Origin of the sequence: Streptomyces sp. NBC_01335 (assembly GCF_035953295.1) — a bacterium.
Taxonomy (GTDB): domain Bacteria; phylum Actinomycetota; class Actinomycetes; order Streptomycetales; family Streptomycetaceae; genus Streptomyces.
Genome location: NZ_CP108370.1, coordinates 7,544,266 through 7,570,208 on the forward strand (window position 1 = coordinate 7,544,266; position 25,943 = coordinate 7,570,208).

Genomic DNA, 25,943 nt, shown 5'->3' on the forward strand with positions numbered 1-25,943 from the left:
GTGAGGAGCGGCCCGGCGCGTCCGGGCCGAGCCCGCCGGTCCAGGGCCGAGGCTTCGCGGAGCCGAGGCTCTTTCGGGGCTGAGGTTCTTCGGAGCCGAGGCTCTTCCGGATCCGAGGTTCAGGAACCGAGCCGGAACTCGGCCCGGATCCGCTTGCCCACCGGGACCGCCTCCGCCGTCACCTGGTCGCAGAGCGCCACCACGATCTCCATGCCGTGCCCGCCGAGCCGCGAAGGGTCGGGGGAGTACAGCACCGGCAGCGCGGTGCTGCTGTCGTAGACCGTCACACTCACGCTCTCGGCGGTGCCCTCCAGCTCCAGGAGGTACGGGCCGTGGCTGTAGCGGTCCGCGTTGGTGACCAGCTCGCTGACCGTCAGCATCAGATCGCTGCGGGTGTGGGCGCCGAGCGGGGCGAACCACTCGGCCGCGAGCCGGGTCAGGAACCGGTCCGCCAGGGCGCGCGCCTGCGCGATGCACCCGGGCTCACCGTCGAACACCTCCGCCGTGAGGAGTACGTCGGTGCAGGGAATGCCAGGTCCGGGTAGGTCCGGCAACGAAGCGGCCTGTTCGTTCATGTGCTCCAGCCAGGGCCCGGCGGGGGAGGTGAGAGTCGTTGTCACGGGAGCCGTCTACCCCGGCCGGGGCATCCCACTCCTGCTGAATCCGGAAAACCGCCGACGGGCTCATGTACGCCCGGGAAGGCGCACCACCGTCACGAAGAAGTCGTCGATCTGGCGGACCGCCGCGATGAACTGGTCCAGGTCGACCGGCTTGGTGACATAGGCGTTGGCGTGCAGTTTGTAGCTGCGCAGGATGTCCTCCTCGGCGGAGGACGTGGTCAGCACCACCACCGGGATCGTGGCCAGCTCCGCGTCGCTCTTGATCTGCTCCAGCACCTGGCGGCCGTCGTACTTCGGCAGGTTCAGGTCGAGCAGGATCAGGTCCGGCCGGGGAGCCCCCGCGTGCGGGCCGCGCCGGTAGAGGAAGTCCAGCGCCTCCTGCCCGTCGCGCACCACGTGCAGGGTGTTGCGGATCTTGTTGTCCTCGAACGCCTCGCGCGTCATGAGCTCGTCACCGGGGTCGTCCTCCACCAGGAGGACCTCGATGGGCTGTACGGAACTGGTCACGTGGCATCTCCCGACGGGGCGGCGAGCAGGGCGGGAGCCAGGAGCTCCGCCGTGGTGTGCGTGGGGGCATCCGGGCTGACGGGCAGGGTGAAGTGGATCAGCGTACCCTCAACCGGCTCCGGGTCCAGCCAGATCCGGCCCCCGTGGAACTCGATGATCTTGCGGCAGAGGGAGAGCCCGATGCCGGTGCCGTCGTAGGCGTCCCTGGCGTGCAGCCGCTGGAAGATGATGAACACCTTGTCCGCGAACTCCGGCGCGATGCCGATGCCGTTGTCCGCCACCGTGAAGTGCCACACCTCGTCCTCGCGGACACACCCCACCTCGATCCGGCAGGGAACGTCCGCGCGGCGGAACTTCACCGCGTTGCCGATCAGGTTCTGCCACACCATCGCCAGCGTCGTGGAGTCGCCGAGCACCTCCGGCAGGGCATCGTCCCGGACGACCTCCGCGTCCGCGTCCTCGATCGCCAGCGTCAGATTGGCCAGCGCGCGGTCGAGCCCGCGCTCCATGTCCACCGGCTGCCAGCTCTCGTGCACCCGGCCCACCCGCGAGAAGGTGAGCAGGTCGTTGATGAGGACCTGCATCCGCTTCGCGCCGTCCACCGCGAAGTCGATGTACTGCTTGCCACGCGCGTCCAGCTCGTCGCCGTACCGCTTCTCCAGCAGCTGGCAGAAGGACGCCACCTTCCGCAGCGGCTCCTGGAGGTCGTGCGAGGCGACGTACGCGAACTGCTCCAGCTCCGCGTTGGAACGCCGCAGCTCCTCCGTCTGCTCGGCGAGCAGGGTCTCCCGGCTCCGCGACTCCGCGAGCTCGTCCACCAGCCGGACCCGCATGGACTCGACGGCCGTCGCCACCGACCGCACGTCCGAGGGCCCGCGCACGTCGATCTTCCCCTCGTACGTCCCCGACCTGACCTCGTCCGAGGCGGCGCGCAACCGGTTCAGCGGCCTGCCGACCACCCGGTGGAAGAGCAGGCTCAGTGCCACCACGGAGGCGAGGAACCCCGCGATCAGCGCCAGGAGCACCCGGTCACGGGTCGCGCGGGCGTCGTCCAACTGGTCACGGGCGTGGTCACGGGCCTCGTCCAGGTGGTCCTGCTGGGCGCCGTAGAGAGCGCGCAGCCCGTCGAACTCCTTTTTGCTCTGGAGCAGCGGCGCCGACGCCTCACCGGTGGGGCCGCTGGCCCGCACCGCTCCGATCAGCGGTTCGGCCTGCGAGGTGCGCCACTTCTCGGCCGCCGCGGCGATCCGGTCCAGGTCACCGGCGTACGGCTGCTCGGACCCGACCAGCTCCCGCACCCGGGCCAGCCGCTCCTTCTCGTCGCGCTGACCCTGTCTGAACGGTTCGAGGAACGAGTCGTCGCCGGTGAGTACGAAGCCCCGGACACCGGTCTCCTGGTTGAGCAGCGCGTTCTGGAGCTGGAAGGAGGCGGAGCGCGCCGGCTGGACCCGGTCGACCAGCTCCGTCGTCCGCGCCGACATCTCGTTGAGGACGACCGCGCCGATGACCAGACACGTGACGACCACGACGACGAAGCCACCCAGGATGAGGTGGACCCAGCTCTGCACCGACAACCGTGAGGCGCCTCCAGCGCGTATGGGCTTCCCCTGGGGATCAGCCATTGTTTTCCACCTTTTCCCAGCTCAGATGCAGTACGGCCACGTCGTCCGCGAGCCCGCCGAAGGGCGCGGCCCCGGCCGTGGCCCCCGCCACGAGGGCGTCGATGAACGGCCGGGCCGCCAGCTCCGAACAGCCCTGCGCCATCGCGAGGAGCCCTTCCTCACCGAGGCGGCTGTCGGGGCCGGTACGCCCCTCGAAGAGACCGTCCGTGAAGAGCACCAGACTGCTGTCCGGGCCCAGCGTCAGCTCGCTCTCCGACCAGTGCCGCGCCCCCGGCAGCAGCCCGAGCGCCATGCCGGTCTCGGGCTCCACCCAGGAGATCTCGCTGCCCTGGCGCAGCAGCAGACCCGGGTGCCCGGCGCGCACGATGCCCACCCGGCTTCCGTCCGGCGGGAAGGTGAGCGTGGTCACCGTCGCGAAGAGGTGCGGGTCGGAACGCTCCGCCACCAGTATCTCCTCCAGGAGATTGGTCTGGTCGAGCGGGCTGGTGCCGCAGAGCACCGCGGTACGCCAGGCCACCCGCAGACAGACCCCGAGCGCGGCCTCGGCCGCGCCGTGGCCCGACACGTCCCCTATGACCGCGTGCACCGTTCCGTCCGCGGTCTGCACCACGTCGTAGAAGTCACCGCTCAGCAGCGCGTGGACCCGCCCCGGTTCGTAGCGGGCCACCGCCTCGAAACGGTCGTCACGCAGCAGCGGCACCGGCAGCAGACCCCGTTCCAGGCGGGCGTTCTCCTGGGCCATCTGCTGGTTGGCCCGCAGCGCCGCCGCGGCCCGCTCCACCTGCTTGCGCTGGAGGGCGTACCGGATCGCGCGGCCCAGCGTCTCCGGATCGAGCCGGCCCTTGGCCAGGTAGTCCTGGGCACCGTTGGCCACGGCCGAGAGCCCGGTACCCGCCTCCGTCAGTCCGGTCAGCACCACGATGGCCGCGTCGCTGGACGCCTCCACGATCTGCGTCACGGCGTCGAGCCCGTGCACGTCGGGAAGGTGCAGATCGAGCAACACACAGACGGGGGTGCGGCAGGTCCGCAGGAACTGTCGTGCCTCCGCCAGCGTCTTGCACCAGGTGAGCGAGGGGTCGAGGTCGCTGTCGGAGAGCATCTCCTCGACCAGGAGGGCGTCCCCGGCATCGTCCTCCACCAGAAGGATCACCGCGTCCACGCCCCATACGGAGCCGTTCGCGGCCGCGACGGCCGTCTTCTGCTGCGCGGGAACCGCGGCGGGTCCCGCCTGACGGACCGGCACACCCCTCGTGGGCAGCTCGGTCACACTCCACCCCCTCGTAAGGAAGGCGCGGGTTTCCCCACGCCACGCCTGGAAGCATAAATGACCCACGCCCGGTGCCGGAGCGCCGGACGTGGGTCTCGGGAGGGCCGGCCGGAGCGAGTCCGGCGGCTGCTCCGACTGGAAGCCGCCTTACTCCTCGACGGACATCCCGGCGCGCAGCCGCGCCACGATCCGGCTCAGCAGCCGCGACACGTGCATCTGCGAGACGCCCAGCTCCGCGCCGATCTGCGCCTGGGTCATCTCCTGCCCGAACCGCATCTGCACGATGCGGCGCTCGCGGTCGTCGAGCTGCTCCAGCAGCGGCGCGAGGGTGTGCAGGTTCTCGACCGTCTCCATGGCGGGGTCCCGCTCGCCCAGCATTTCGGCGTAGGCGCGCTGGTCCTGGCCGTCGTCGCTGTCGGAGGACGGGGTGTCGAGCGAGCCGGCCGAGTAGCCGTTGGCGGCGACCAGACCCTCGATGATCTCCTCCTCGGAGAGGTCGAGGTGGGCCGAGAGCTCCTTCACCGTGGGGTCGCGGTCCAGCTGCGAGGAGAGCTGCTCCTTCGCCTTGGCCAGTTCCACGCGCAGCTCCTGGAGACGGCGCGGCACGTGCACGGACCAGGTGGTGTCGCGGAAGAACCGCTTGATCTCACCCACGATGTACGGCACCGCGAACGTGGCGAACTCCACCTCGCGGGAGAGGTCGAACCGGTCGATCGCCTTGATCAGGCCGATCGTGCCGACCTGGATGATGTCCTCGGTGTCGTCCCCGCCCCGGTTGCGGAACCGCGAGGCCGCGAACCGCACCAGTGAGAGATTCATCTCGATCAGTGTGTTGCGGGCGTACTGGTGCTCGCGGGTGCCTTCCTCGACCGTCTGGAGGCGGTCGAAGAAGATCTTCGAGAGGGCCCGCGCGTCCTGCGGGGCCACCTTCCCGGCCTCCTCGATCCAGGGCAGTTCGCCCTGACCCGTCTCCGTACCGACACCGGCAGGTGTCCGCGTTCCCGCCCGGTCGTGCAACGACGCCTCCGCGGCGTCGGTTCCGGTGGTTCGCAGTGACATCGCCGTCATGGTGTCGCCCTCCCTGTTGCCGTAGCTGTCGGTCCGGCGTCTGCCCGGGTATTCCGGAGTCATGCCTGCCGATTTCAGAAATTTTCGCGGAGATCCGGTCGGCGTGATGCGTGGGCCGCGTCACCGCACCGCCCGGGCCGCACCCGCCTCCGCGCGCGCGGAGCATGTGTACACCCGGACGGAGGAGGGGTGCGCACATGGCAGACTTGACCGGGTGTCCGCGCCCGCGACGACCGGTGGCCCGCGGGGCAGGCGGTGTCCGGCGGAACGTGGCCGGGGTCACGACGACCTGACCGACTCCGATCCGCCGACACCACCCAGGACGACAGAGGAAGCAGCAGCATGACGGTGACAGAGGAAAGCCAGGGACTCGCGCCCGACATCGAGGACTTCGGTCCCGGTATCGCTCCGGAGCGGCTGGCCGTCTGCCTGAGCGTGCTGGACGAGCTCGACTCCATCGACGTCGACCACCCCGACGCCATCAAGGTGCGACGGGCCACCGCCGGGATCTACCGGACGGTGAAGCAGCGTCGCCGCCAGGAGCGCCGCGCCGCCAAGACGGCCCACGACAAGGCCGTCACCGAGGCGACCGCGACCGGTTCCGCCGAGCGGATCGACGACGAGACGCAGGGCGTCCTGCCCTCCTCCTCGGCCACCGCGGAGATCGCGGGCATCCTCCAGCGGCCGCGCTCCTGCTACATCTGCAAGACCCGCTACACCGAGGTGGACGCCTTCTACCACCAGCTCTGCCAGGACTGCGCCCGCGAGAACAGGGCCCGGCGCGACGCGCGGACGGACCTCACGGGCCGCCGCGCACTGCTCACCGGCGGCCGGGCGAAGATCGGCATGTACATCGCGCTGCGGCTGCTGCGCGACGGCGCCCACACCACGATCACGACCCGCTTCCCGAACGACGCGATCCGCCGCTTCAAGGCGATGCCGGACAGCAACGAGTGGATCCACCGGCTGAAGATCGTCGGCATCGACCTCCGCGACCCCGCCCAGGTCGTCGCGCTGGCCGACTCCGTCGCGGCCGAGGGCCCGCTGGACATCCTGATCAACAACGCGGCGCAGACCGTACGCCGGTCCCCGCAGGCGTACAGCGAACTGCTCGCCGCCGAGTCGGCCCCGCTGCCCGCCGGGGTACTGCCGCCGGCCGAGGTCATCGGCACCTTCGGCAGCGGCAGCGTCGACCGGGTGGCCGCGCTGCCCGCCGCCCGCAGGGAGGGGCTGACCGCCGCCGACGTCACCGGTCTCGCGCTGGTCACCGGATCCGCCTCACTGGAGCGCATCGCGGCCGGCACGGCCATCGACGCGGGCGGGCTCGTACCCGACCTGCACGACACCAACAGCTGGATCCAGACGGTGGAGGAGGTCGAGCCGATCGAACTCCTGGAGGTGCAGCTCTGCAACTCCACCGCGCCGTTCATCCTGATCAGCCGTCTGCGTCCGGCGATGGCCGCCGCCGCGGGCCGGGCGTACGTGGTCAACGTCTCCGCCATGGAAGGCGTTTTCGGCCGCGGCTACAAGGGAGCGGGCCACCCGCACACCAACATGGCCAAGGCCGCCCTGAACATGCTGACGCGCACCAGCGCCCAGGAGATGTTCGAGAAGGACCGCATCCTGATGACGGCCGTCGACACCGGCTGGATCACCGACGAACGCCCGCACCCGGACAAGATGCGCCTGGCCGAGGAGGGCTTCCACGCCCCCCTCGACCTGGTGGACGGCGCCGCCCGCGTCTACGACCCGATCGTGCGCGGCGAAGCCGGCGAGGAGCTCTACGGCTGCTTCCTGAAGGACTACGCCCCCGCGGGCTGGTGACCGCCCGCACCCGGAGCCGCTCGCAGGACGGCCGCACCCCGACCCGGGGTGCGGCCGTCCTGTCGTCCCACCCGCCCCCGGAGCCCCCGCCGCAGCCCCCCTGAGCGGCTTCATTTGGCCGAAAGTGACCCAAGGCACACGTTCTGTCGAGCGGGATGGCGCTCATTTGGTTACGCTGGGGCGAACGGACGGCACCGAGGGATCCACGAAGCTTCCTCGATCGTCCCGGGACAGGTCTGCAACCAGGCCGTCGTCCCGCCCCGTACCGGCGCCACCGCGACCGTATGCCCATGCCCCCGCCCCTGCGTGCGGTGGTCCGCGGTGGAGAAGCCGCGGTACCCCACTGCCGGGGGTTACGCGACGCGAAGGAGTGCGCGGTGACACCTGAACTGACGACAGACGAGAAGCGACCGGCCGAGCGAACCGGCGGTCAATCCCGTAGGCCCGAGAAGCTCCGGAACATCGAGGTCTGGGCCAGGTCGGCCCCGATCCGGCTGGCCGGATACGAGGACGACCTCGCCGAACCGCACATCCTGCCCGGCATCGACTGACCCCCGGTCTCCCGCCGCGTGCACGAGAGCCCCGGCCCCCGCCCCGACGGGCGGGACCGGGGCTCTCGCACGTCCGGGGCGGGCGGTGCGGCTCACCCGGAATCCTCCGGCGGCCGGAGCGGCAGCGGTCGGCGCACCGGGCGCATGAACTCCCGTACGTAGGTGCGGTGCCACCACCGCCCGGTGCTCCGCAGCTCGGCGGCGTCGGTGAAGCGGTACCGGTACACCGACGCCCGCACGTGGGCGGGCGGCCCGTCCGGGAAGGGGTTGTGGTCCAGCAGCCGCAGGGTGTCCCGGTCGCCGCCCAGCAGCCGCTCGGTGAACGGGCCGAACCAGGAACGGGCGTACGCGGGGGAGAGCGCGGCGAACCACATCATCCAGTCGAGCCGCAGATGGTACGGGGCGAACTGGCGGGGGAGACGGCCCGGATCCCCCGGCTTCCCCCTGAACCCGTACTCCCGCCAGCGCGTGCCCGGGTGGATCACCGTGTCGTCGGTTCCCTCGACGACGACCTCGAGCCGCACCCTGCTGATGCTGCCGAACGCGCCGTAGGTGTTGACCAGATGGAGCGGGTCGTAGGAGCGGTTCATCACCTGGTGGCGGGAGAGCAGATTGCGGGCCGGCCGGTAACCGAGCACCAGGAGAAGGACGGTGACCGCGCAGACCACGCTCTCGTACCAGAGCGGGGCGCCGGGCAGTTGCCGGGGCGGGCCCGCGAGCGGGGACCAGTCGATCGCGGAGAGCGCGAGGGCGACCGTGAGCCAGTTCAGCCAGGCGAAGTTGCCGGAGACGATCAGCCACAGCTGGGTGACGGCCATGATGGCCGCCGCCACGCCCGCCACCGGCTGAGGGGTGAACAGCAGGAAGGGGACGAGGAGTTGGGTGACGTGGTTGGCGGCTACCTCCCCCCGGTGCACAGGGGGCGGCAGATGGTGGAAGAACCAGCTGAGCGGGCCCGGCATCGGCTGCGTCTCGTGGTGGAAGTCCAGGCAGGTCAGCCGACGCCAGCACTCGTCCCCGCGCATCTTGATGAGACCGGCCCCGAACTCCACCCGGAACAGCAGCCAGCGCATCAGCCAGAGCACCAGAACCGGCGGCGCCGTCCTCTCGTTGCCGAGGAAGATGGCCAGGAACCCGGTCTCCAGCAGCAGCGACTCCCAGCCGAAGCCGTACCAGACCTGTCCGACCTGCACGATCGAGAGGTAGAGGGCCCAGGGCAGCGCCCACAGGAGCAAGGCGCCCCACAGCGGCACCAGGCCGTCCAGTCCGGCCAGGAGCGCGACCGAGACCGCGCAGCCGGACCAGGCGACGGCCGCGAAGAAGCGGTCCGAGTAGTGGAGCCGGAAGAGCCCGGGGGCGGCGGTCCAGTGGGTGCGCCGCAGCAGTTCGGGCACCGGCAGTATGCCCCGCTCGCCGATCAGCGCGCGGAACTGGAGGGCGGCGGTGAGGAACGCGGTGAGATAGACGGCGGCGAGAGCGCGTTGGAAGATCAGTCTGCTCAGCCCGTAGCCGTCCGCGGTGAACCAGTCCACCGGCGTCAGTATCGGTCAGCCCGGCCCGGTGCGGTGTGACCGACGCGGCGACCGGCCTGGGCCGTGTCTGACCATTCCCGCCGGGCGGTCGGCGCCCGGCATGGCACCTCGCGGCGTTGTCGGACCGCCCGAGTACGTCCCGTACTCGGGCGGTCCTCCGCCTTGCGACGCACCGCACCGGACACCGCCCGCTGATCCGACGCGCATGGTCGGACACGCCCTAACTCAGTCGGCGGCGATGCGGCGCAGGGTTCGCCCCAGGTACCGGGCGTAGCTCCGCTGGAGCACCCGGACGAGCGGTCCGGCCAGGCGGGTGTACCAGAGGGCGGGCCGGGAGAACGCCGTGACGTCGAACCAGACGGTGCCGTCTTCCGCCAGCTCAACGACGAAGGACTCCTCGCCCCGCTCCGGATGGCCGTCGAGCGTTCCGTACGCGAAGCCGATGCGCTCGCCGGTGTACTCGGTCCACACCACTTCGCAGGGAGCCTTGAGGCGCAACGGCCCCAGGCGCAGGGTCACTTCGACGGATGTGCCCACCGCCGCGCGGTCCGCGGAAGCCGCGACGGGGAACCCCGTCGCGCGGTGCATGCGCCACTCGGTCACCGCCGCACCGGCCGCCTCGAACGAGGCCCGGCCGCGGCCCACCGGGGCGCGGTGGTGCAGATGGTCGTACCCGCCCGGCAGCGGGCGCCGACGGGTGGCGCCGGTCTCCGGATAGGTGAAGGTGTGCACGTCGGCCTGCCCTCTGTTCGCGTACGCCCGCCGGGCCGTGGTGCCGCGGGTGCTGCGCCGTCAGCCTAGTACCTCTCTTGAACGCGTTCAAGGCTGCGCCGGGCGGCCGTATCCCGGCTTGCGACCGGTACGGAGGTGCGTCAGACATGAGGGGACCCACCACCCCCGTACGTACTGGCAGGAGAGCACCGTGCGCTCGTCCCGACGACTTCCGTATGCCCTGTCCGCCGTGGTCTCCGTGGCGGCACTCTCCGCGGCCGGGTGTTCCGGCGCACCCGGGGCGGCCCGGCCCGCCGCGACGACCGTCGGCCACGAGGTACTGCTCCAGCCGGCCGCCGCCCGGGGGCCCGCGCCCTTCACCCGGTCCACGGCCGGAGAGGTCCCCGGAGCCGAGGACGCGCAGCCGCTCCCGGCGGGCGGCGCCCCCGCCGCCGCTCCGGCCGTCCACACCGTCACGGGCGACGCGGCGGGGCTCTACGGGGGCGTCCGGAACACCCCCAGTTGCGATGTGGGCGCGCAGGCCGACCTGCTGACCGAGGACCCCGCCCGCGCCCGGGCCTTCGCGCGGGTGGCGGGCATCGAGGCGGTGCAGATCCCCGGATACCTGCGCGCGCTGACCCCGGTGGTGCTGCGCGCCGACGTACGGGTCACCGACCACGGCTTCGCCTCGGGCGCCCCCACCAGCTTCCAGACCGTGCTCCAGGCGGGCACCGCCGTGATGGTCGACAGCCGGGGGCTGCCCCGGGTGCGGTGCGCCTCCGGCAACCCGCTCGCGCCCGCTGCGCCCCTCACGGGACGGATCGCCGACCGGGGCGAGCGCTGGGCCTCGTACGCCCCGGAGCGGGTGCTGGACGTCGCCCCCAGCGCCGGCGTGCTGGAGAGCCTGGTCATCGCGGATCTCGTCGAGGGGACGTGGATCGAGCGGCCGAGCGGAGAGGGCGCCGAGGACGGCAACCCCTCCGCCCCGCCGGAGGCCGGCCCCGGCGACGGTTTCTTCCCCTTCTCGCCCGACGGAGCGCGGCAGGCGCCCGACGGCGCGGCGGACTCCGACCGGGCCGCCACCGGCCCGGACGACGGCGCCCCCGCCGCCGGCTCCCCCGACTCGGACGGTGCGTCCGCCGACGGCCTGCCGGACTTCACCCAGGACCCGTATGCGGACCTGCCGGACTTCACCGGCGACGCGTCCGCCGACGGCCTCCCGGACTTCACCGGCGATCCGTACGCGGACCTGCCGGACTTCACTCAGGACCCGTACGTGGACCTGCCGGACTTCACGGGCGACCCGTTCGGCGACGGCCTGCCGGACTTCACCGGGGACGCGGACTCCGGGTTCCAGGGCCACGCCGGCGATCCGGGCGACCCCGGTGAGGCGGAGGCGGGACAGGAGAAGTCCACGGCGTGACCGGTCGAGGCCGCGTCGCACTGCTCGGGCCCGCCCGCCTCGCGAACCGCTCGAAGAATCGGACAAAGGGTGGCAGAGTGGCCGACATGGATGATCGGGTAGCGGGTGCCCTGTCATTCCCGGAAGACTGGCCCGCCCACCCGGACCTCAGCCTCGCCCTGAACCGTATGGGCAGCTTCGACTGGGATCTGGACAGTGGCCTCATGCACATGGACCAGCCCGCGCTGGACGTGTTCGATCTGCGGGCCGAGGAGTACGACGACCAGCCGACCTCCCTCTCCCCGCGGGTTCCCGAGGACGAGGGCGCCCGGCTCGACGCCATGGTCACGCAGGCGCTGAAGGCGGGACGGGAGAGCTACGGCGCCTACTTCCGCTGCCGCCTCCGCGACGGCTCGCTGCGCTGGACCCATACGCAGGGGTTCATCCGCCGCGACAGCGAGGGCCGGCCCCGCCGCATCCTGGGCATCGTCCGGGACGCCTCCCAGGAACTGGCGGACTCCGCCGCGCGTCAGGAGCTCGACGAGGAGCGGCGCCGGCGGACCAGCCTGGTGCAGGCCACCTCGGCGGCGCTCGCCCACGCCCGTACGGTGCAGGACGTCATCGACGTGCTCAAGAACTCCCGGGGCCTGGCCCACCTGGGGGCGACCAGCCTCGTCATGGGGCTGCTGGAGGCCGGGCGCATCCATCTGGTGGCGGACGGACCCGAGGGGTCGTTCGTGCCGGGCACCCGCTACACGCGGGTGGACGAGCGATACCCCATGAGCGAGGTGCTGCGGACGCTGGAGCCCCGGTTCATCGAGACCTCCGAGGACTTCGCCACCTCCTACCCCGAGCTCTGGGACCAGGTCGGCCATCTCGGGATCACCTCCGCCGCCTATCTGCCGCTCATCGCCCAGGCCCGCCCGATCGGCGCGCTCGGCCTGCTGTACAACGACCGGGTGGGCTTCGCCGACGACGAGCGCAACCTCCTGGTCTCCCTCGGCAGTTCGATCGCGCAGAGCCTTCAGCGCGCGATGCTCTACGAGCAGGAGCACGACCTCGCCGAGGGGCTCCAGCAGGCGATGCTGCCGCGCCGCATCCCGGAGGTGCCGGGCGCGCAGGTCGCCGTCCAGTACCGGTCCGCCCGGATGGGGCGCGACATCGGCGGCGACTGGTACGACGTCATCCCGCTCCCCGGCGGCCGGGTCGGCGCCGTCATCGGGGACGTACAGGGCCACGACACCCACGCCGCGGCCGTGATGGGACAGCTCCGGATCGTGCTGCGCGCCTACGCGGCCGAGGGGCACAGCCCCGCCACGGTCATGGCCCGTGCCTCCGTCTTCCTGCACGAGCTGGACACCGACCGCTTCGCCACCTGCAACTACGCCGAGGTCGACCTGACCACCGGGGTGATGCAGATGGTCCGGGCCGGGCACATGGAACCGCTGGTCCGCAACCCCGACGGCAGCTGCCACAAGCTGTTCGTCGAAGGCGGCCTGCCGCTCGGGCTCTCGGCCGAGTTCGGCAGCCTGGACTATCCGGTGAGCACCGTCGAACTCGACCCCGGGCAGACGCTGGTGTTCTACACCGACGGCCTGGTGGAGCTCCCCGACACCGATTTCGACGCCGGAATGCGGCTGCTGACCGACATGGTGCGGGGCGGCCCGCAGGACATCCGGCGGCTGGCCGGCCGGCTCTGCGATTCGGTCGACGAGCGCGGCGGTGAGGACGACGTGGCGGTCCTCCTGCTGCGGCGGGACGCGGCGCCCACGCCGCAGCCCGGCGGGCGGCTCCGGCAGCACGTGGCCCAGAACGACCCGGAGGCGCTGAGTTCGGCCCGTCACATGATCAGGGCGGCGGTCCGCGCCTGGGGCGCCAGGGAACGTGCGGACGAGATCGAACTCGCCGCCGACGAGCTGATGACCAATGCCCTGATGCACACGGACGGCGGGGTGATCGTCACCATCCGGATCCTCGCCGGAGGCGAGCGCCGGCTGCGGGTGGACGTGGAGGACCGGTCCAGCGCGCTGCCGCGCCGCCGCGACGCGGGGGACGCCGGTGTCTCCGGGCGCGGGCTGATGCTCGTCGACCGGCTCGCCGACGTCTGGGGGGTGGAGTCGCGGGGCGGCGGCAAGTGCGTCTGGGGCGAGTTCCTCATCCCCGAACGGTTCGACCGGCCGGGGAGGCCCGCCCGCCGTGAGCCCCACGAGCTCCCCGACCGGCCCGAACCGCCCGACCGGCCCGGCGGCCCCGGACGGTTCGGTCCGTCCCGGCGTTCCTGAGCCCGCCCTCACCCGGCCCGCCCTCACCCGGCCCGGGCTATGCCAGCCCGAACTTTGCCAGCCCGTGAACGGACTCGACCATCTACCGTGCGGTAGCGGAACGTAACATGTCCGTTCTTGACCGTAACCGACGGCCGTGGTTTGACTGGGGGCCGCACGGCGGTCCAGCCCTTCCCCCGATGACATGAGGTCCCCCATGGGTACCGAACTGCTCGCCCCTCTCGATCTCGCCTTCTGGCACCTGGAGTCCGAGGCCCACCCGATGCACCTGGGCGCGCTCGCCGTCTTCTCCCCGGTGCCCGGCGGCCCGCGGCAGGACGTGCTGGAACTGCTCCGGGAGCGCGCTGCGGCCGTCCCCCGGCTCCGGATGCGGGTACGGGACGTCCTGCTGCCCCTCGGCGGCGCGGCCTGGTCCACCGACAAGGACTTCGACGTCCGCCGCCATGTGCACCGCACCGCGCTGCCCCCGGGGGACTTCACGGCGGCGGCGACCTCGCTCGCGGGCGACCTGATGGAACGCCCGATCGCCCGGGGGCTGCCGCCCTGGGAGATGTACCTGCTGGAGAGCGGTTCCGGCGACGGACCGTTCGCCGTGCTGGTCAAGCTGCACCACGCGCTGGCCGACGGCATGCGCGCCGTCGCGATCGGCGCGGGGATCTTCGACGAGATCGCGGCCGTCGCCTCCCGCCGCGCGACGGCCGTACGGCGCGCCCCCGTCCCGCCGCGCTCCTGGACGCCCGGCCCCCGGGAGGTCGCCGGTCTCGCGCTCGGCCGGCTCGAAGAGGTCGGGCGGGCGCTGGGCGTCGGGGCCTCCGTGGTGCGCGCCAGCCGGCTGGCGCCCGGCGGCTCCGGTGCCCTGGCGGCAGGCTCCAGCGGCACCCGGCGGCTCGTCACCGCGGACCTGGACGCCGAGGCCGTGCAGCGCGTCCGCAGAAGCGAAGGCGGTACGGCCAATGACGTGCTGCTCGCCGTCGTCGCCGGGGCGCTGAGGCGGTGGATGACCGGGCGCGGCGAGGAACTGCCCGGCGACGCCCCCCGGGCCCTGGTGCCCGTCTCGCGCCGGCGCCCCGGCGGGACCGCCCAGAACGGCAACCGGCTCTCCGCCTACCTCGTCGGCCTCCCGGTCTCCGAGCCGGACCCCCGCCGCAGGCTGCGGGCCGTACGCATCGCGATGGAGCGCAACAAGGCGGCCGGTCCGCTGAAGGGCGCGGGCGCCGTCGCCGTACTGGCCGACCGGCTGCCGCCGCTCGCCCACCGCTTCGGCGCCCCCCTCGCCGGGAACGCGGCCCGGATGCTCTTCGACCTCCTGGTCACCAGCGTCCCGCTGCCTCGCGCCGCACTCTCGCTGGGCGGCTGCCCACTGCGCTCCCTCTACCCGATGGCCCCGCTGGCGCGCGGGCAGTCGCTCGCCGTGGCGCTCTCGACGTACGGCGGGCGGGTGCAGGTCGGCCTGGTCGCCGACGGCCGGGCGCTGCCCGACCTCGACCTGCTCGGAGCGGCGATGACCGACGAGCTCGCGGCGCTCCAAGAGCTCGCCGGGGCGCCCCTGCGGACGCTCGGCCTGGTGGAGTGATCGGACTGATTCCTGGTAAAGGGAGGAAATGAGCAGCATCCACTCGGTTGACTTGCCCCAGTGATCCGATGAATTATCGCCCTGTACGGAAAGCGATCATTCAGTGAGGGCGGCAGGCCATGCGGCGCAGCACACTCGGACGTACCGCCGTCGAGGTCACCGAACTGTCCTTCGGGGCAGCGGCCATCGGCAATCTCTTCAGCGTCGTCGACCCCGAGCAGGCGGACCTCGCGGTGGACGCCGCGTGGGACGAGGGCGTCCGGCACTTCGACACCGCCCCGCACTACGGCCTCGGCCTCTCCGAGCGGCGGCTCGGAGCCGCACTGCGGTCCCGGCCCCGCTCCTCGTACACCCTCTCCACCAAGGTCGGTCGGATCCTCGACCCGCTGCCCGCCGGGGCCCCGGTGCCGGACGGTGGCCTCGACGACGGGTTCGCCGTCCCCGTGACCCACCGCAGACGCTGGGACTTCAGCGCGGACGGGGTGCGCAGGTCCATCGAGGACAGCCTGGGGCGCCTGGGTCTCGAACGGATCGACGTGGCCTATCTGCACGACCCCGACGATCACGCGGAAGCCGCCTTCGGCGAGGCCTACCCCGCCCTGGAACGGCTGCGCGACGAGGGCGTCGTCGGCGCGATCGGCGCCGGAATGAACCAGACCGCGATGCTCACCCGCTTCCTCCGGGACACCGACGTCGACGTCGTGCTCTGCGCCGGCCGCCACACCCTGCTCGACGGCAGCGCGCTGGACGAACTCCTCCCCGAGGCCGAGGCCCGGGGCCGCAGCGTCGTCGTCGGCGGGGTCTTCAACTCGGGCCTCCTCGCCGACCCGCGCCCCGGCGCCCCGTACGACTACGCGGCCGCCCCCGCCGCACTGCTCGAACGCGCCCTGCGCATGAAGGCCGTCACCGAGGCGCACGGCGTCCCGCTGCGCGCCGCCGCCCTGCACCACTCCCTCGCCCACCCGGCCGTCGCCAGCGTGCTGGTCGGCACCCGCTCGCCCGACGAGGTGCGCGACGCCGCCGCCCTGCTGCGTACCCCGCTGCCGTCGGCGCTCTGGGACGACCTGCGGGCCGAAGGGCTCCTCCCGGCCCCCGGCGCACCCACCGGGTCCCGCGCCCCCGAGGAGCGCTGACATGACGGCCCCCGCGACGACCGTCGACGCCCACCACCACGTCTGGGACCTCTCCGTACGCGACCAGGAGTGGATCACCGGCGAGGAACTCGCCCCCATCCGGCGCAACTTCACCCTCGCCGACCTGGAACCCGAGGCCCGGGCGGCGGGCGTGGGCGCCACCGTCCTCGTCCAGACCGTCACCGTCGCCGAGGAGACGCCCGAGTTCCTCGCCCTCGCCCACGGCAGCGACCTCGTCGCCGGGGTCGTCGGCTGGACCGACCTCACCGCCCCGGACGTCGCCGGCGCCCTCGCCGCACTGCGGGAGCTGCCCGGCGGCGACCTGCTGACCGGCATCCGCCACCAGGTCCAGGGCGAGAGCGACCCGCGCTGGCTGCTCCGCCCCGACGTACTGCGCGGCCTGGCCGCCGTCGCCGACGCCGGTCTCGCCTACGACCTGATCGTCCGCCCCCACCAGCTGCCCGCCGCCACGGCCGCCGCCGCGCTGCTGCCCGGGCTCACCTTCGTACTCGACCACGCGGGGAAGCCCCCCGTCGCCCAGGGACACCTCCAGCCCTGGGCCGACGACCTGCGCGGGCTGGCCGCGCTGCCCAACGCGGTCTGCAAGCTCTCCGGCCTCGTCACCGAAGCCGACCCGCACCACTGGACCACGGACGACCTGCGCCCCTTCACCGACGTCCTGCTCGAAGCGTTCGGACCGCACCGGCTGATGTTCGGCTCGGACTGGCCCGTGTGCCGGCTCGCCGCCCCGTACGCGGAGGTCCTGGACGCCGCGCGCACGCTCACCGCCGGCCTCTCCGCGGACGAGCGCGCCGCCGTCTTCGCCGGGACGGCGACCCGCGTGTACCGGCTCGGCTGAACCGCCCCGGTCGGCCCGGCCAGCGGTGGCCGACCGCACGGGGCCTGCGGCAGGCTGGATACATGCCCGAGCTGCCGGAAGTCGAAGCCCTGCGGGTCTTCCTCGGCGACCACCTGGTCGGCAGGGAGATCGCCCGCGTCCTCCCGCTCTCCGTCAACGTGCTCAAGACGTACGACCCGCCACCCGCCGCGCTGGAGGGCGCCACCGTCACCTCGGTGGACCGGCACGGCAAGTTCCTCGACATCGGTGCCGGACCGCTCCACCTCGTCACCCATCTGGCCCGGGCCGGCTGGCTCCGGTGGCGGGACTCCTTCCCCGCCAAACCGCCCGGACCCGGCAAGGGGCCGCTCGCCCTGCGCGTGGTCCTCGCCGGCGACGACGGATTCGACCTGACCGAGATGGGCAGCAAGAAACGGCTCGCCGTGTACCTCGTCCACGACCCGATGGAGGTGCCGGGCATCGCCCGGCTCGGCCCCGACCCGCTCGCCCCGGACTTCGACCGGGACGCCCTCGCCGCCCTCCTCCACGGGGAGCGGCGCCAGATCAAGGGCGCACTCCGTGACCAGTCGCTGATCGCGGGCATCGGCAACGCCTACAGCGACGAGATCCTGCACGCCGCGAAGATGTCCCCGTTCAAGCGCACCGCCGACCTCGGCGAGGACGACATCAGCCATCTCCACACCGCGCTGCGCACCACCCTGGAGGACGCGGTCGCCCGCTCCGGCGGGGTCGCCGCCGGCGAGCTCAAGTCCGAGAAACGCAGCGGCATGCGCGTCCACGGACGTGCGGGGGAGCCCTGCCCGGTCTGCGGGGACACCGTCCTGGAGGTGTCCTTCAGCGACTCCGCGCTCCAGTACTGCCCCACCTGCCAGACCGGCGGGAAACCGCTCGCCGACCGCAGGACCTCACGCTTCCTGAAGTGAGCGGAACCGCACGCATCTTGAGCTGAGCGGTCCGCGCCCCAGGGGTGTCCCCTCGGTCCGCCGGACACCGCCTACACTCCGGCCTCATGCTGCGCGTACTCGCCGTCGACGACGAAGAACCGGCCCTGGAGGAACTCCTCTACCTCCTGCGCGCCGACCCCCGCATCCGCAGCGCCGAAGGTGCCACCGGCGCCACCGAGGCGCTGCGCCGCATCGGCGCCGCGGTCGACGCGGTGCCCGACGACCCCGGCGCGATCGACGTCGTCTTCCTGGACATCCACATGGCCGGCCTCACCGGTCTCGACATCGCCCAGCTGCTGGCCGGGTTCGCCGCGCCGCCGCTCATCGTCTTCGTCACCGCCCACGAGGGCTTCGCCGGCCACGCCTTCGACCTCAAGGCCGTCGACTACGTGCTCAAGCCCGTGCGCCGCGAACGCCTCGCCGAGGCCGTCCGCCGCGTCGCCGAACAGGTGGGGGAGCGCACCGCCCCCGCGCACGACACCGGCGGCGACCCCGTGCAGGTCGAACTCGGCGGAGTGATCCGGTTCGTGCCCGTCGAGGACATCGCGTACGCCGAAGCCCAGGGCGACTACGCCCGCCTGCACACCGACACCGGCAGCCACCTCGTACGGATTCCGCTCACCACCCTGGAGGAGCGCTGGCGCTCCCGGGGCTTCGTCCGCATCCACCGCCGCCACCTCGTCGCCCTCGCCCGCATCGACGAACTCCGCCTGGACGCGGGCAGCATGAGCGTCCGCATCGGCGGTGCGGAACTCGCCGTCAGCCGCCGCCACAGCCGCGCCCTGCGCGATCGGCTGATGCGCCAGGGAAGCCGCTGACCAGGCCCCTTTCCAGCCGACCCCCGCGCGCCCTAGACTTCCGGCCCATGTCCGCAGAGCCCACGCCCCGGCGCGAGGTCGTCACCGGAGTGCCCCGGCGGGTGCGTCCGCTGCCGCGCCACCGCACCCAGTCCGAGATCGACGAGCAGACCGCCCTCGGCGGAGCCTACGTACGCTCCCTGATGCGCAGCCAGCTCCGGGCCGGACTCACCGCCTTCGCCGCCCTCGCGCTCGTCGCCGGCACCCTCCCCCTCGTCTTCACCACCCTGCACAGCGGCGCGGTCGTCTGGGCCGCCCTCGGGTTCGCCGCCTACCCGCCGATCACCCTGCTCGCCTGGTGGTACGTACGCCGGGCCGAACGCAACGAGCGGGACTTCGCCCGGCTCGTGGAAGGCCGCCCCGCCCTGTGAGAAACCCCGCCGGCCCCCCGCCCGACCCCGTCGCCCGCCCCGGTGAAGGGTGCCCCGGTCAAGGGCGCTCCGGTGAAGGGCGCCCCGGTGAAAGGTGCCCCGAACGGTGAACGCGCCCGACCACACGGCGTCGTGGGCCGCGGTCGCCCTCGTCGTCCTCGCCACGGTGCTCGTCGGAGGATTCGGCCTGCGGATATCCCGCACCACCTCCGACTTCTACGTCGCCTCCCGCACCGTCCGCCCCCGGCTGAACGCGGCGGCGATCAGCGGCGAGTACCTCTCCGCCGCCTCCTTCCTCGGCATCGCCGGACTCGTGCTCGTGCACGGCCCCGACATGCTCTGGTACCCGGTCGGATACACGGCCGGATATCTGGTGCTCCTCTTCTTCGTCGCGGCCCCGCTGCGCCGCTCGGGGGCCTACACCCTGCCCGACTTCGCCGAGGGACGCCTCGAATCACGCCCGGTGCGCCGCCTGGTCAGCGTCTTCGTCGTCGGCGCGGGCTGGCTCTACCTCGTGCCCCAGCTCCAGGGCGCCGGGCTCACCCTCCAGATCCTCACCGGCGCGCCCGGCTGGTTCGGGGACGTACTCGTCGCCTCGGTCGTCGTGGTCGCCGTCGCGGCGGGCGGGATGCGCTCGATCACCTTCGTCCAGGTCTTCCAGTACTGGCTGAAACTGACCGCGCTCCTGGTCCCCGCACTCTTCCTGGTCCTCGCCTGGCAGGGCGACGGCCGCCCCGCCGTCACCTTCACCGGACAGCACGCCGTCTTCCGCGCCGACCACCCGCTCTACGCCACGTACGGGCTGATCGTCGCCACCTTCCTCGGCACCATGGGGCTCCCGCACGTCGTCGTCCGCTTCTACACCAGCCCCAACGGCCGCGACGCCCGACGCACCACCGTGGCCGTCCTCGCCCTCGTCGGCGTCTTCTACCTGCTGCCGCCCGTCTACGGAGCGCTCGGGCGCCTGTACGCCCCCGAACTGCGGCACGGAGGCGACGCCGACGCGGCCGTCCTGCTGCTGCCGGCGCGGGTCATCGGCGGACTCGGCGGCGACTTGCTGGGCGCGCTGATCGCCGGAGGCGCCTTCGCCGCGTTCCTCTCCACCGCCTCCGGCCTGACCGTCGCCGTGGCCGGGGTCATCACCCAGGACGTCCTGCCGCAGCGCGGCGTGCGCTACTTCCGGCCCGCCACCGTCCTCGCCATCGCCGTGCCGCTGGCCGGGTCGCTGCTGGTCAGCAGGGTGCCGGTGGCCGACGCGGTCGCCATGGCCTTCGCCGTCTCCGCCTCGTCCTTCTGCCCCCTGCTGGTGCTCGGCATCTGGTGGCGCCGGCTCACCCCGCCCGGAGCCATCGCCGGACTGCTGCTCGGCGGCGGCTCGGCGCTCCTCGCCGTCGCGATCACGGTGAGCGGGGCCGTACGGCCGCCGGGCTGGCCCCACGCGCTGCTGGCCTGGCCCGCCGTGTGGTCGGTGCCGGTCGGCTTCCTCGCGATGGTCCTCGTCTCGCTCGCCACCCCGGGGCGGGTGCCCCCGGGCACCAACGCGGCGATGACCCGCTTCCACCTGCCGGAAGCCCTGACCGCGGGGAGGGACCGATGACCGGTGCGCAGATCGCGTTCCTCGCCGTGTCGGCCGCCCTGCCGGCCGGAGCGGCCTTCCTGCTCGGCCGCCGCACCACCCGTCCCGTGCGGCCCAGCGACGTCGGGACCCCCGTCGAGCACGCGACCTTCGAGACCCTGCACACCGCGTCGCTGGCCGCACCCCCGCTGCGGGCCGGACTGACCGAGGAGAGCGCCCGGCGCTCCGCCCGCCGACTGCGCTCCCTGCTGGGCACCGACGCGCTCTGCCTCACCGACCGGGAGCGGGTGCTCGTCTGGGACGGCGCGGGACACCACCACGGCCCGGACGTCATGGAACAGGTCAGGAACCTGCTGGAGAACGGCCGCGACACCGCCTTCGCCACCGACTGCGAGGACCTCGACTGCCCGCTGCGCTGGGCGGTGGCCGTACCGCTCACCGTCGACAACCGGGTCCTCGGGGCACTCGTCGCCCACGCGCCGCGCGAGTCGGCGGTGCTGGCGCGCGCGACGGGCGAGGTGGCCCGCTGGGTCTGCGTACAACTGGAACTCGCCGAACTCGACCGCTCCCGGACCCAGTTGATCGAGGCCGAGATCAAGGCGCTGCGTGCCCAGATCTCCCCGCACTTCATTTTCAACTCGCTCGCCGCCATCGCGTCGTTCGTCCGCACCGATCCCGAGCAGGCCCGCGAACTCTTGCTGGAATTCGCTGACTTCACCCGCTACTCCTTCCGCCGCCACGGCGACTTCACCACGCTCGCCGACGAACTCCACTCCATCGACCAGTACTTGGCGCTGGTACGCGCACGTTTCGGTGAACGGCTCGCGGTCACCCTGCAAGTGGCGCCCGAGGTGCTGCCCGTCGCCCTGCCCTTCCTCTGCCTCCAGCCGCTCGTCGAGAACGCCGTCAAACACGGGCTCGAAGGGGCCGTCACCCGCAGCAGGATCACCATCTCCGCCCTGGACGCGGGCTCCGAGGCCGAGGTCGTCATCGAGGACGACGGCACCGGCATGGACCCCGAACGGCTGCGGCAGATCCTGCGCGGCGAGGGCGGCGCCTCCACCGGTATCGGCCTGCTCAACGTCGACGAGCGGCTGCGCCAGGTGTACGGCGACGACTACGGGCTCGTCATCGAGACCGGCGTCGGCGCGGGCATGAAGATCACCCTGCGGTTCCCCAAGTACCGCGCCGGCGTGCACGGTTCCTGACCCGACACGCTCAGGCCCCGCGGCATCCGCCTACACGGAGGTGGTGCAGGCTTCCGGCTTCGTCGTCCGGCCGGCCGGGCGGGACCTGTCGGAGTAGCCGGGCAGACCGCGCTGGAGCAGCCGGAGGGCGTAGTAGGAGCGCGACTTGACCGTACCCGGCGGGATGCCGAGCACCTCGGCCGTCTCCCCGACGCTGAGCCCGTGGAAGTAGATCTCCTCCAGCACCGCACGGTGTTCCGGGCTCAGGCCGCGTACCGCCGCGCGTACGTCGAGGGAGCGGACCGCCGAGTCGGCGGTGTCCAACGGGGCGGACGCGCACTCCAGCACGGAGTCGCTCACCTCGGCGGGGCGCGCCTGCCGGGACCGCCGGGCGTCGATGGCGAGGCGACGGGCCACGGTGAAGAGCCACGGCCGCATGGACTCGTACGGCGCGGTGAAGGCCTCGGGGTGCTGCCACGCGCGTACCAGCGTCTCCTGCACCAGGTCCTCGGCCCGCTGGCTGTCGCCGTAGGTCAGTTGCTGGAGGAAGTGCAGGAGCGCGGGGCCGTGTTCCCGCAGCAGCTCCGCGATGGCCCGTTCGTCGGTGGTCGTGGTGGACATCGTGGAACGTCCCTTCCCGCAGGTCGCAGACGGCCTCGTCGCCGCCTGGCGTATAGGAACGCATCGACGGGCGGAGGACCAGGCTGCGGGCCGGAGCGTGCGACGAGCGGTCGCACGGTGCGGTGAACGGTCGTGAGCCCTGGCACGATCCGCAGGCCTACGGCACCACCGTCACCGGCCAGCGCCCCGCTTTCACCAGCCGCACCGCCACCGAGCCGATGATCCGGTGCCCGGCCGACTCGGAGGCGCCGACCACCACGGCGTCCGCCTTCAGCTCGTCCGCGGCGGTGACGAGCCCGTTGTAGGGGTCACCGGGGAAGGTGTGGAACTCCCAGCGCACGTCCCAGGTGTCCTTGAACCGCTCCGAGGAGCTGCGGATCTCATTGATCAGCCCCTCCGCCACGTCGCCGGTGGTTCCGGACACGGGCGCTCCCAGCGCCGCCCCGGTGACCATCAGGGGCTGGACGTAGACCAACGCCAGCATGGCGTGCTGCCTGCGCGCGAGCCCGGCCGCGTAGGCAGCCGCCCGCATGGAGGAGTCGGAGCCGTCGATGCCCGCGACGATCACCTTGGGACCATCCGTGCCACGTTCGAACTGGTGTCGCTGTTGCTCGGTCACGGCTGGAAGGCTAGCCGCTCCGGCGCGCGGCGCCGAACGGGGTCCCACGTGCGGTGTTGGACCGGTCGGCACGGGTGCGGCCCTTCCATCGGGTGGACCTCGCCCCGCCCTCGTGTCGCAAGGTCCGGTGAAAGGATCTTCGTGCGAGCAGTTAGCCATGAAATATGAAAAGAAGCAGCCGGGGCGCCGGATGCTGCTGAGAATCGCCGCCGGGATCGGCGCGGCGGCCACCGTGCGCCTCATCGCGGCGGAACCGGCCGCCGCCCCCACCGGACCGGCCGCCGCCCCGCGGCCCCCGGTGGCCGCAGGACCGCCGGCCGCGGGACCGCCCGCCGCGGCGCCCCGCCGGCCCTCCGCCTACCGGCTCCAGCCCATGGTCGGCCGGGCCGCCGAGGCCGCGCCCCGCCGGCGCCCCGCGCTGCCGCCCGTCCGCACCCGGCCCTTCGAGGAGCTGCCGGAACTCGGGCACGCGATGGTGCTCACCTTCGACGACGGTCCCGACCCCGTCTACACCCCGCAGATCCTGGCCACCCTGCGCAGGCACCAGGTGCACGCCATGTTCTTCCTCTGCGGCGAGATGGCCGACGACAACCAGGATCTGGTGCGGGCCATCGCCGAGGACGGGCACGTGATCGGCAACCACTCCTGGACGCATCCCCTGATGACCGGCCTGACCCGGGCGGAGGCGAGGGACGAGATCGAGCGGACCAGTGAGGTGATCCGGCGGACGGCCGGGGACGCACCGCTCTGGTTCCGGGCGCCGTACGGGGCGTGGAACCGCAACGTCTTCGAGATCGGCGCCGAGCTGAACCTGGAACCGATGGCCTGGACCGTCGACACGCTGGACTGGGAGACGCCCGGCACCGACGCGATCATCAGCCGGGTGCTGGACGGTGCGGCCCCGGGCGTGGTCGTCCTCTCCCACGACGCCGGGGGCAACCGCTCGCAGACCGTCGAGGCGCTTCCCCAGTACCTGCCCCGCCTGATCGACCAGGGTTACCGGCTCACGGTGCCGTACCGCACCTGAAAGACCGGGGCCTCTTCGCCGCAAGCGGCGTGCGGCGCGTGCGTCGGCCGCGTACGGGGGCGGCGCGGCGCGCACCGCGCGCCCGGCCGGTCCGGCGGGAGGCCCCGGGAACCTGCCGCGCGGGTGGGCGAAGACGCCTCAGCGGGTCTCCACCAGGCGGGCGAAGACGACCACGTTCCCGTCGTACCCGCCGGCCTTCGTGTAGCCGCCGCCGCAGGTGATGACGCGGAGTTCGGCGTAGCCGGTGTCGCCGTACACCCGGGGGCCGGGGAAGTCGGCCTTGGAGAAGACCTCCACGCCGTAGATCTCGAAGACCGCGACCCGGCCGTCGTAGCGGGTCACCTCCACGTGCTCGCCCTTGGTGAGGGCGCCGAGCCCGTAGAAGACGGCGGGCCCCGACATGTTGTCCACATGGCCGACGACCACCGACGTGCCCCGCTGCCCGGGGGAGATGCCGTTCTGGTACCAGCCCGCCAGGTTGGTGTCCTGCGGGGAAGGCGCGGCGATCCAGCCGTCCTGGTCGAGGCCCACGTCCACGATCGGAGCGTCCACCTTGATCGCCGGAATCGAGACACGGGCGGCTGGGGCGTACGGCAGCATCCGTACCGGCTCCGCGGCCGGGGGAACGCTCTCGGCGTCCTGGGAGCTGTCGATACGGGCGGCGGCCACCGGCTGCGGCGGACCGGCCGGCACGTCGACGCCGTTCCTCATCAACGCGATCCCGGTGAGCATGACCAGGGCGACGGCACCCCAGGGCGTGTGTCTGGTCCGCTGGACCTTCCAGTTGTCCCGGCCCATGGTTCTCCCTTTCGTCGCCACGCTCGGCACGCTAAGGGCGCGGGGGCACGACGGCGATCGGAGCGACGCGAACGGGTGGCGCCGGATTCGCCGCAGGTCAGCCGCCCTGCCTGTCGGAGTAATGGCCGGATAAAAGTTCTGACGGCCCATGACCTGCGGCTCCGTCAGGTCGGGCCGCGCACCGCTCGGCGTGTCGCCGTACCGGGACCGGCGGTGCCGACATGCGACCCGGACGGGGTTCTGGTGAGGGTTCGTCATGGGACGCGTTAGACCGATCCCGGAGGAGAGGCTTCCGGGGCGCGTCCCGCTGGAGGTTCACACGATGCGTGTCACACGCGCCCTCGCGGTCACCGCGACGGCATTCGCGGCGGTCGGACTCGCCCCCTCGCTGGCCGCCGCCGGCGGCGGCCCGTCTCCGTCCGTCCCGGTGAACGTCACCGTCAACCCGCGCGCGGTCCACCAGGGTGCCACGCTGCAGATCAGCGCTCAGGGCTGCAACCGCGGCGGCCGGGTGTGGTCGAACGCGTTTCCGACGGTGGAGCTCTCGGCGGGCCGCACCGGCTACGCCACCGCGCGCATCCGCTACGACACCACCCCCGGGCACTACAACCTGTCGGTGCGCTGCAACAGCAACAACGGCAACAGCAACAACAACGGCAACAGCAACAACAACGGCAACGGCAACAACAACGGGTTCGGCAACGACGACGCCAACGGCTTCGGCAACGGCAACAACAACGGCAACGACGCCGTGGCGACGGCGCGGTTCACCGTGCTCGACGGCCGGGGGGCCCAGGGCGGCCTCGGCGGCTCCATGGGGCCCGGTTCCACGGAGACACGGATCGGCGGCGGGCTGGTGGCGGCCGCGGCCGTCGGAGGCGCCGTCTTCGTCGTCCGCCGTCGTCGGACGAGCCATGCGGTCGCCTAGCGCCCCGTCCCTGCCGTCCGGCCCGATACGCCCGTCGCCCCGAGTCCCGGATCAGGGACCCGGG

The 25,943-nt window shown here is 72.6% G+C and carries 24 protein-coding genes; 14 read left to right on the forward strand and 10 right to left on the reverse strand.

The window, feature by feature from the left end; genetic code table 11:
* Positions 1-119: 119 nt before the first annotated feature.
* The 5 genes from OG599_RS31970 to OG599_RS31990 form a co-directional block, all read right to left on the reverse strand.
* On the reverse strand, positions 120-575 hold the full coding sequence (locus tag OG599_RS31970; protein WP_327180264.1) for an ATP-binding protein: 456 nt from the start codon (positions 573-575) through the stop codon (positions 120-122).
* Positions 576-683: 108 nt separating this feature from the next.
* On the reverse strand, positions 684-1,127 hold the full coding sequence (locus OG599_RS31975) for a response regulator (RefSeq protein ID WP_327179446.1): 444 nt from the start codon (positions 1,125-1,127) through the stop codon (positions 684-686).
* Positions 1,124-2,749, reverse strand: coding sequence for a sensor histidine kinase (locus tag OG599_RS31980; RefSeq protein WP_327179447.1), 1,626 nt, complete (start codon positions 2,747-2,749; stop codon positions 1,124-1,126). The genes OG599_RS31975 and OG599_RS31980 overlap by 4 nt, the downstream gene beginning before the upstream one ends.
* Positions 2,742-4,016, reverse strand: coding sequence for a PP2C family protein-serine/threonine phosphatase (locus tag OG599_RS31985; RefSeq protein WP_442809615.1), 1,275 nt, complete (start codon positions 4,014-4,016; stop codon positions 2,742-2,744). The genes OG599_RS31980 and OG599_RS31985 overlap by 8 nt, the downstream gene beginning before the upstream one ends.
* A 147-nt stretch (positions 4,017-4,163) precedes the next feature.
* Positions 4,164-5,084, reverse strand: a complete 921-nt coding sequence (locus tag OG599_RS31990; RefSeq protein WP_327180266.1) for an RNA polymerase sigma factor SigF — start codon at positions 5,082-5,084, stop codon at positions 4,164-4,166.
* A 342-nt stretch (positions 5,085-5,426) separates the two neighbouring features.
* Between OG599_RS31990 and OG599_RS31995 the strand changes: the two genes are divergently transcribed.
* The gene (locus OG599_RS31995; RefSeq protein ID WP_327179448.1) at positions 5,427-6,908 is read left to right on the forward strand and encodes an SDR family NAD(P)-dependent oxidoreductase; all 1,482 of its coding nucleotides are present in this window, start codon (positions 5,427-5,429) and stop codon (positions 6,906-6,908) included.
* A 377-nt stretch (positions 6,909-7,285) separates the two neighbouring features.
* On the forward strand, positions 7,286-7,459 hold the full coding sequence (locus OG599_RS32000) for a hypothetical protein (protein WP_327179449.1): 174 nt from the start codon (positions 7,286-7,288) through the stop codon (positions 7,457-7,459).
* A gap of 92 nt (positions 7,460-7,551) precedes the next feature.
* Here OG599_RS32000 and OG599_RS32005 read toward each other — a convergent pair whose 3' ends face one another.
* Entirely contained in the window at positions 7,552-8,991 is a 1,440-nt protein-coding gene (locus tag OG599_RS32005; RefSeq protein ID WP_327179450.1) for a lipase maturation factor family protein, read from the reverse strand.
* Between the two features lie 225 nt (positions 8,992-9,216).
* The gene (locus tag OG599_RS32010) at positions 9,217-9,723 is read right to left on the reverse strand and encodes a DUF1990 family protein (RefSeq protein ID WP_327179451.1); all 507 of its coding nucleotides are present in this window, start codon (positions 9,721-9,723) and stop codon (positions 9,217-9,219) included.
* A 190-nt stretch (positions 9,724-9,913) separates the two neighbouring features.
* Between OG599_RS32010 and OG599_RS32015 the strand changes: the two genes are divergently transcribed.
* From OG599_RS32015 to OG599_RS32060, 10 genes are all read left to right on the forward strand, one after another.
* Positions 9,914-11,125: a DUF6777 domain-containing protein gene (locus OG599_RS32015; protein ID WP_327179452.1), complete on the forward strand. Its 1,212-nt coding sequence runs from the start codon at positions 9,914-9,916 to the stop codon at positions 11,123-11,125.
* An 86-nt stretch (positions 11,126-11,211) separates the two neighbouring features.
* Positions 11,212-13,386 carry a SpoIIE family protein phosphatase gene (locus OG599_RS32020; protein WP_327179453.1) on the forward strand — a complete coding sequence of 725 codons (2,175 nt, stop codon included), beginning with the start codon at positions 11,212-11,214 and terminating at the stop codon, positions 13,384-13,386.
* A gap of 196 nt (positions 13,387-13,582) precedes the next feature.
* A complete protein-coding gene (locus OG599_RS32025; protein WP_327179454.1) occupies positions 13,583-14,959 on the forward strand; it encodes a wax ester/triacylglycerol synthase family O-acyltransferase in 1,377 nt (458 codons plus the stop codon).
* A gap of 119 nt (positions 14,960-15,078) precedes the next feature.
* A complete protein-coding gene (locus OG599_RS32030; RefSeq protein ID WP_327179455.1) occupies positions 15,079-16,092 on the forward strand; it encodes an aldo/keto reductase in 1,014 nt (337 codons plus the stop codon).
* Position 16,093: 1 nt separating this feature from the next.
* Complete coding sequence (locus OG599_RS32035) at positions 16,094-16,951, forward strand: amidohydrolase family protein (RefSeq protein ID WP_327179456.1); 858 nt, start codon at positions 16,094-16,096, stop codon at positions 16,949-16,951.
* A gap of 62 nt (positions 16,952-17,013) precedes the next feature.
* Positions 17,014-17,874 (forward strand): Fpg/Nei family DNA glycosylase, encoded by an 861-nt coding sequence (locus OG599_RS32040; RefSeq protein ID WP_327179457.1) that lies wholly within the window; start codon positions 17,014-17,016, stop codon positions 17,872-17,874.
* 86 nt (positions 17,875-17,960) lie between these two features.
* Entirely contained in the window at positions 17,961-18,713 is a 753-nt protein-coding gene (locus OG599_RS32045) for a LytR/AlgR family response regulator transcription factor (RefSeq protein WP_327179458.1), read from the forward strand.
* A gap of 47 nt (positions 18,714-18,760) precedes the next feature.
* Entirely contained in the window at positions 18,761-19,123 is a 363-nt protein-coding gene (locus tag OG599_RS32050; protein WP_327179459.1) for a hypothetical protein, read from the forward strand.
* 106 nt (positions 19,124-19,229) lie between these two features.
* Positions 19,230-20,720 (forward strand): sodium/solute symporter, encoded by a 1,491-nt coding sequence (locus OG599_RS32055; protein ID WP_327179460.1) that lies wholly within the window; start codon positions 19,230-19,232, stop codon positions 20,718-20,720.
* Positions 20,717-21,907, forward strand: coding sequence for a sensor histidine kinase (locus tag OG599_RS32060; RefSeq protein ID WP_327179461.1), 1,191 nt, complete (start codon positions 20,717-20,719; stop codon positions 21,905-21,907). The genes OG599_RS32055 and OG599_RS32060 overlap by 4 nt, the downstream gene beginning before the upstream one ends.
* 30 nt (positions 21,908-21,937) lie before the next feature.
* Here OG599_RS32060 and OG599_RS32065 read toward each other — a convergent pair whose 3' ends face one another.
* Together OG599_RS32065 and OG599_RS32070 are read right to left on the reverse strand one after the other, a co-directional pair.
* Positions 21,938-22,507 carry a sigma-70 family RNA polymerase sigma factor gene (locus tag OG599_RS32065; protein ID WP_327179462.1) on the reverse strand — a complete coding sequence of 190 codons (570 nt, stop codon included), beginning with the start codon at positions 22,505-22,507 and terminating at the stop codon, positions 21,938-21,940.
* Positions 22,508-22,664: 157 nt separating this feature from the next.
* The gene (locus OG599_RS32070; RefSeq protein WP_327179463.1) at positions 22,665-23,126 is read right to left on the reverse strand and encodes a universal stress protein; all 462 of its coding nucleotides are present in this window, start codon (positions 23,124-23,126) and stop codon (positions 22,665-22,667) included.
* A 157-nt stretch (positions 23,127-23,283) separates the two neighbouring features.
* Here OG599_RS32070 and OG599_RS32075 point away from each other — a divergent pair, with 157 nt between their 5' ends.
* Positions 23,284-24,153 (forward strand): polysaccharide deacetylase family protein, encoded by an 870-nt coding sequence (locus tag OG599_RS32075; RefSeq protein WP_327179464.1) that lies wholly within the window; start codon positions 23,284-23,286, stop codon positions 24,151-24,153.
* 138 nt (positions 24,154-24,291) lie between these two features.
* Here OG599_RS32075 and OG599_RS32080 read toward each other — a convergent pair whose 3' ends face one another.
* Positions 24,292-24,951 (reverse strand): class F sortase, encoded by a 660-nt coding sequence (locus tag OG599_RS32080; RefSeq protein WP_327180267.1) that lies wholly within the window; start codon positions 24,949-24,951, stop codon positions 24,292-24,294.
* Positions 24,952-25,273: 322 nt separating this feature from the next.
* On the opposite strand from OG599_RS32080, the gene OG599_RS32085 reads away from it, so the two are divergent.
* Positions 25,274-25,879: a hypothetical protein gene (locus tag OG599_RS32085; RefSeq protein ID WP_327179465.1), complete on the forward strand. Its 606-nt coding sequence runs from the start codon at positions 25,274-25,276 to the stop codon at positions 25,877-25,879.
* The last annotated feature ends 64 nt before the right edge of the window (positions 25,880-25,943 follow it).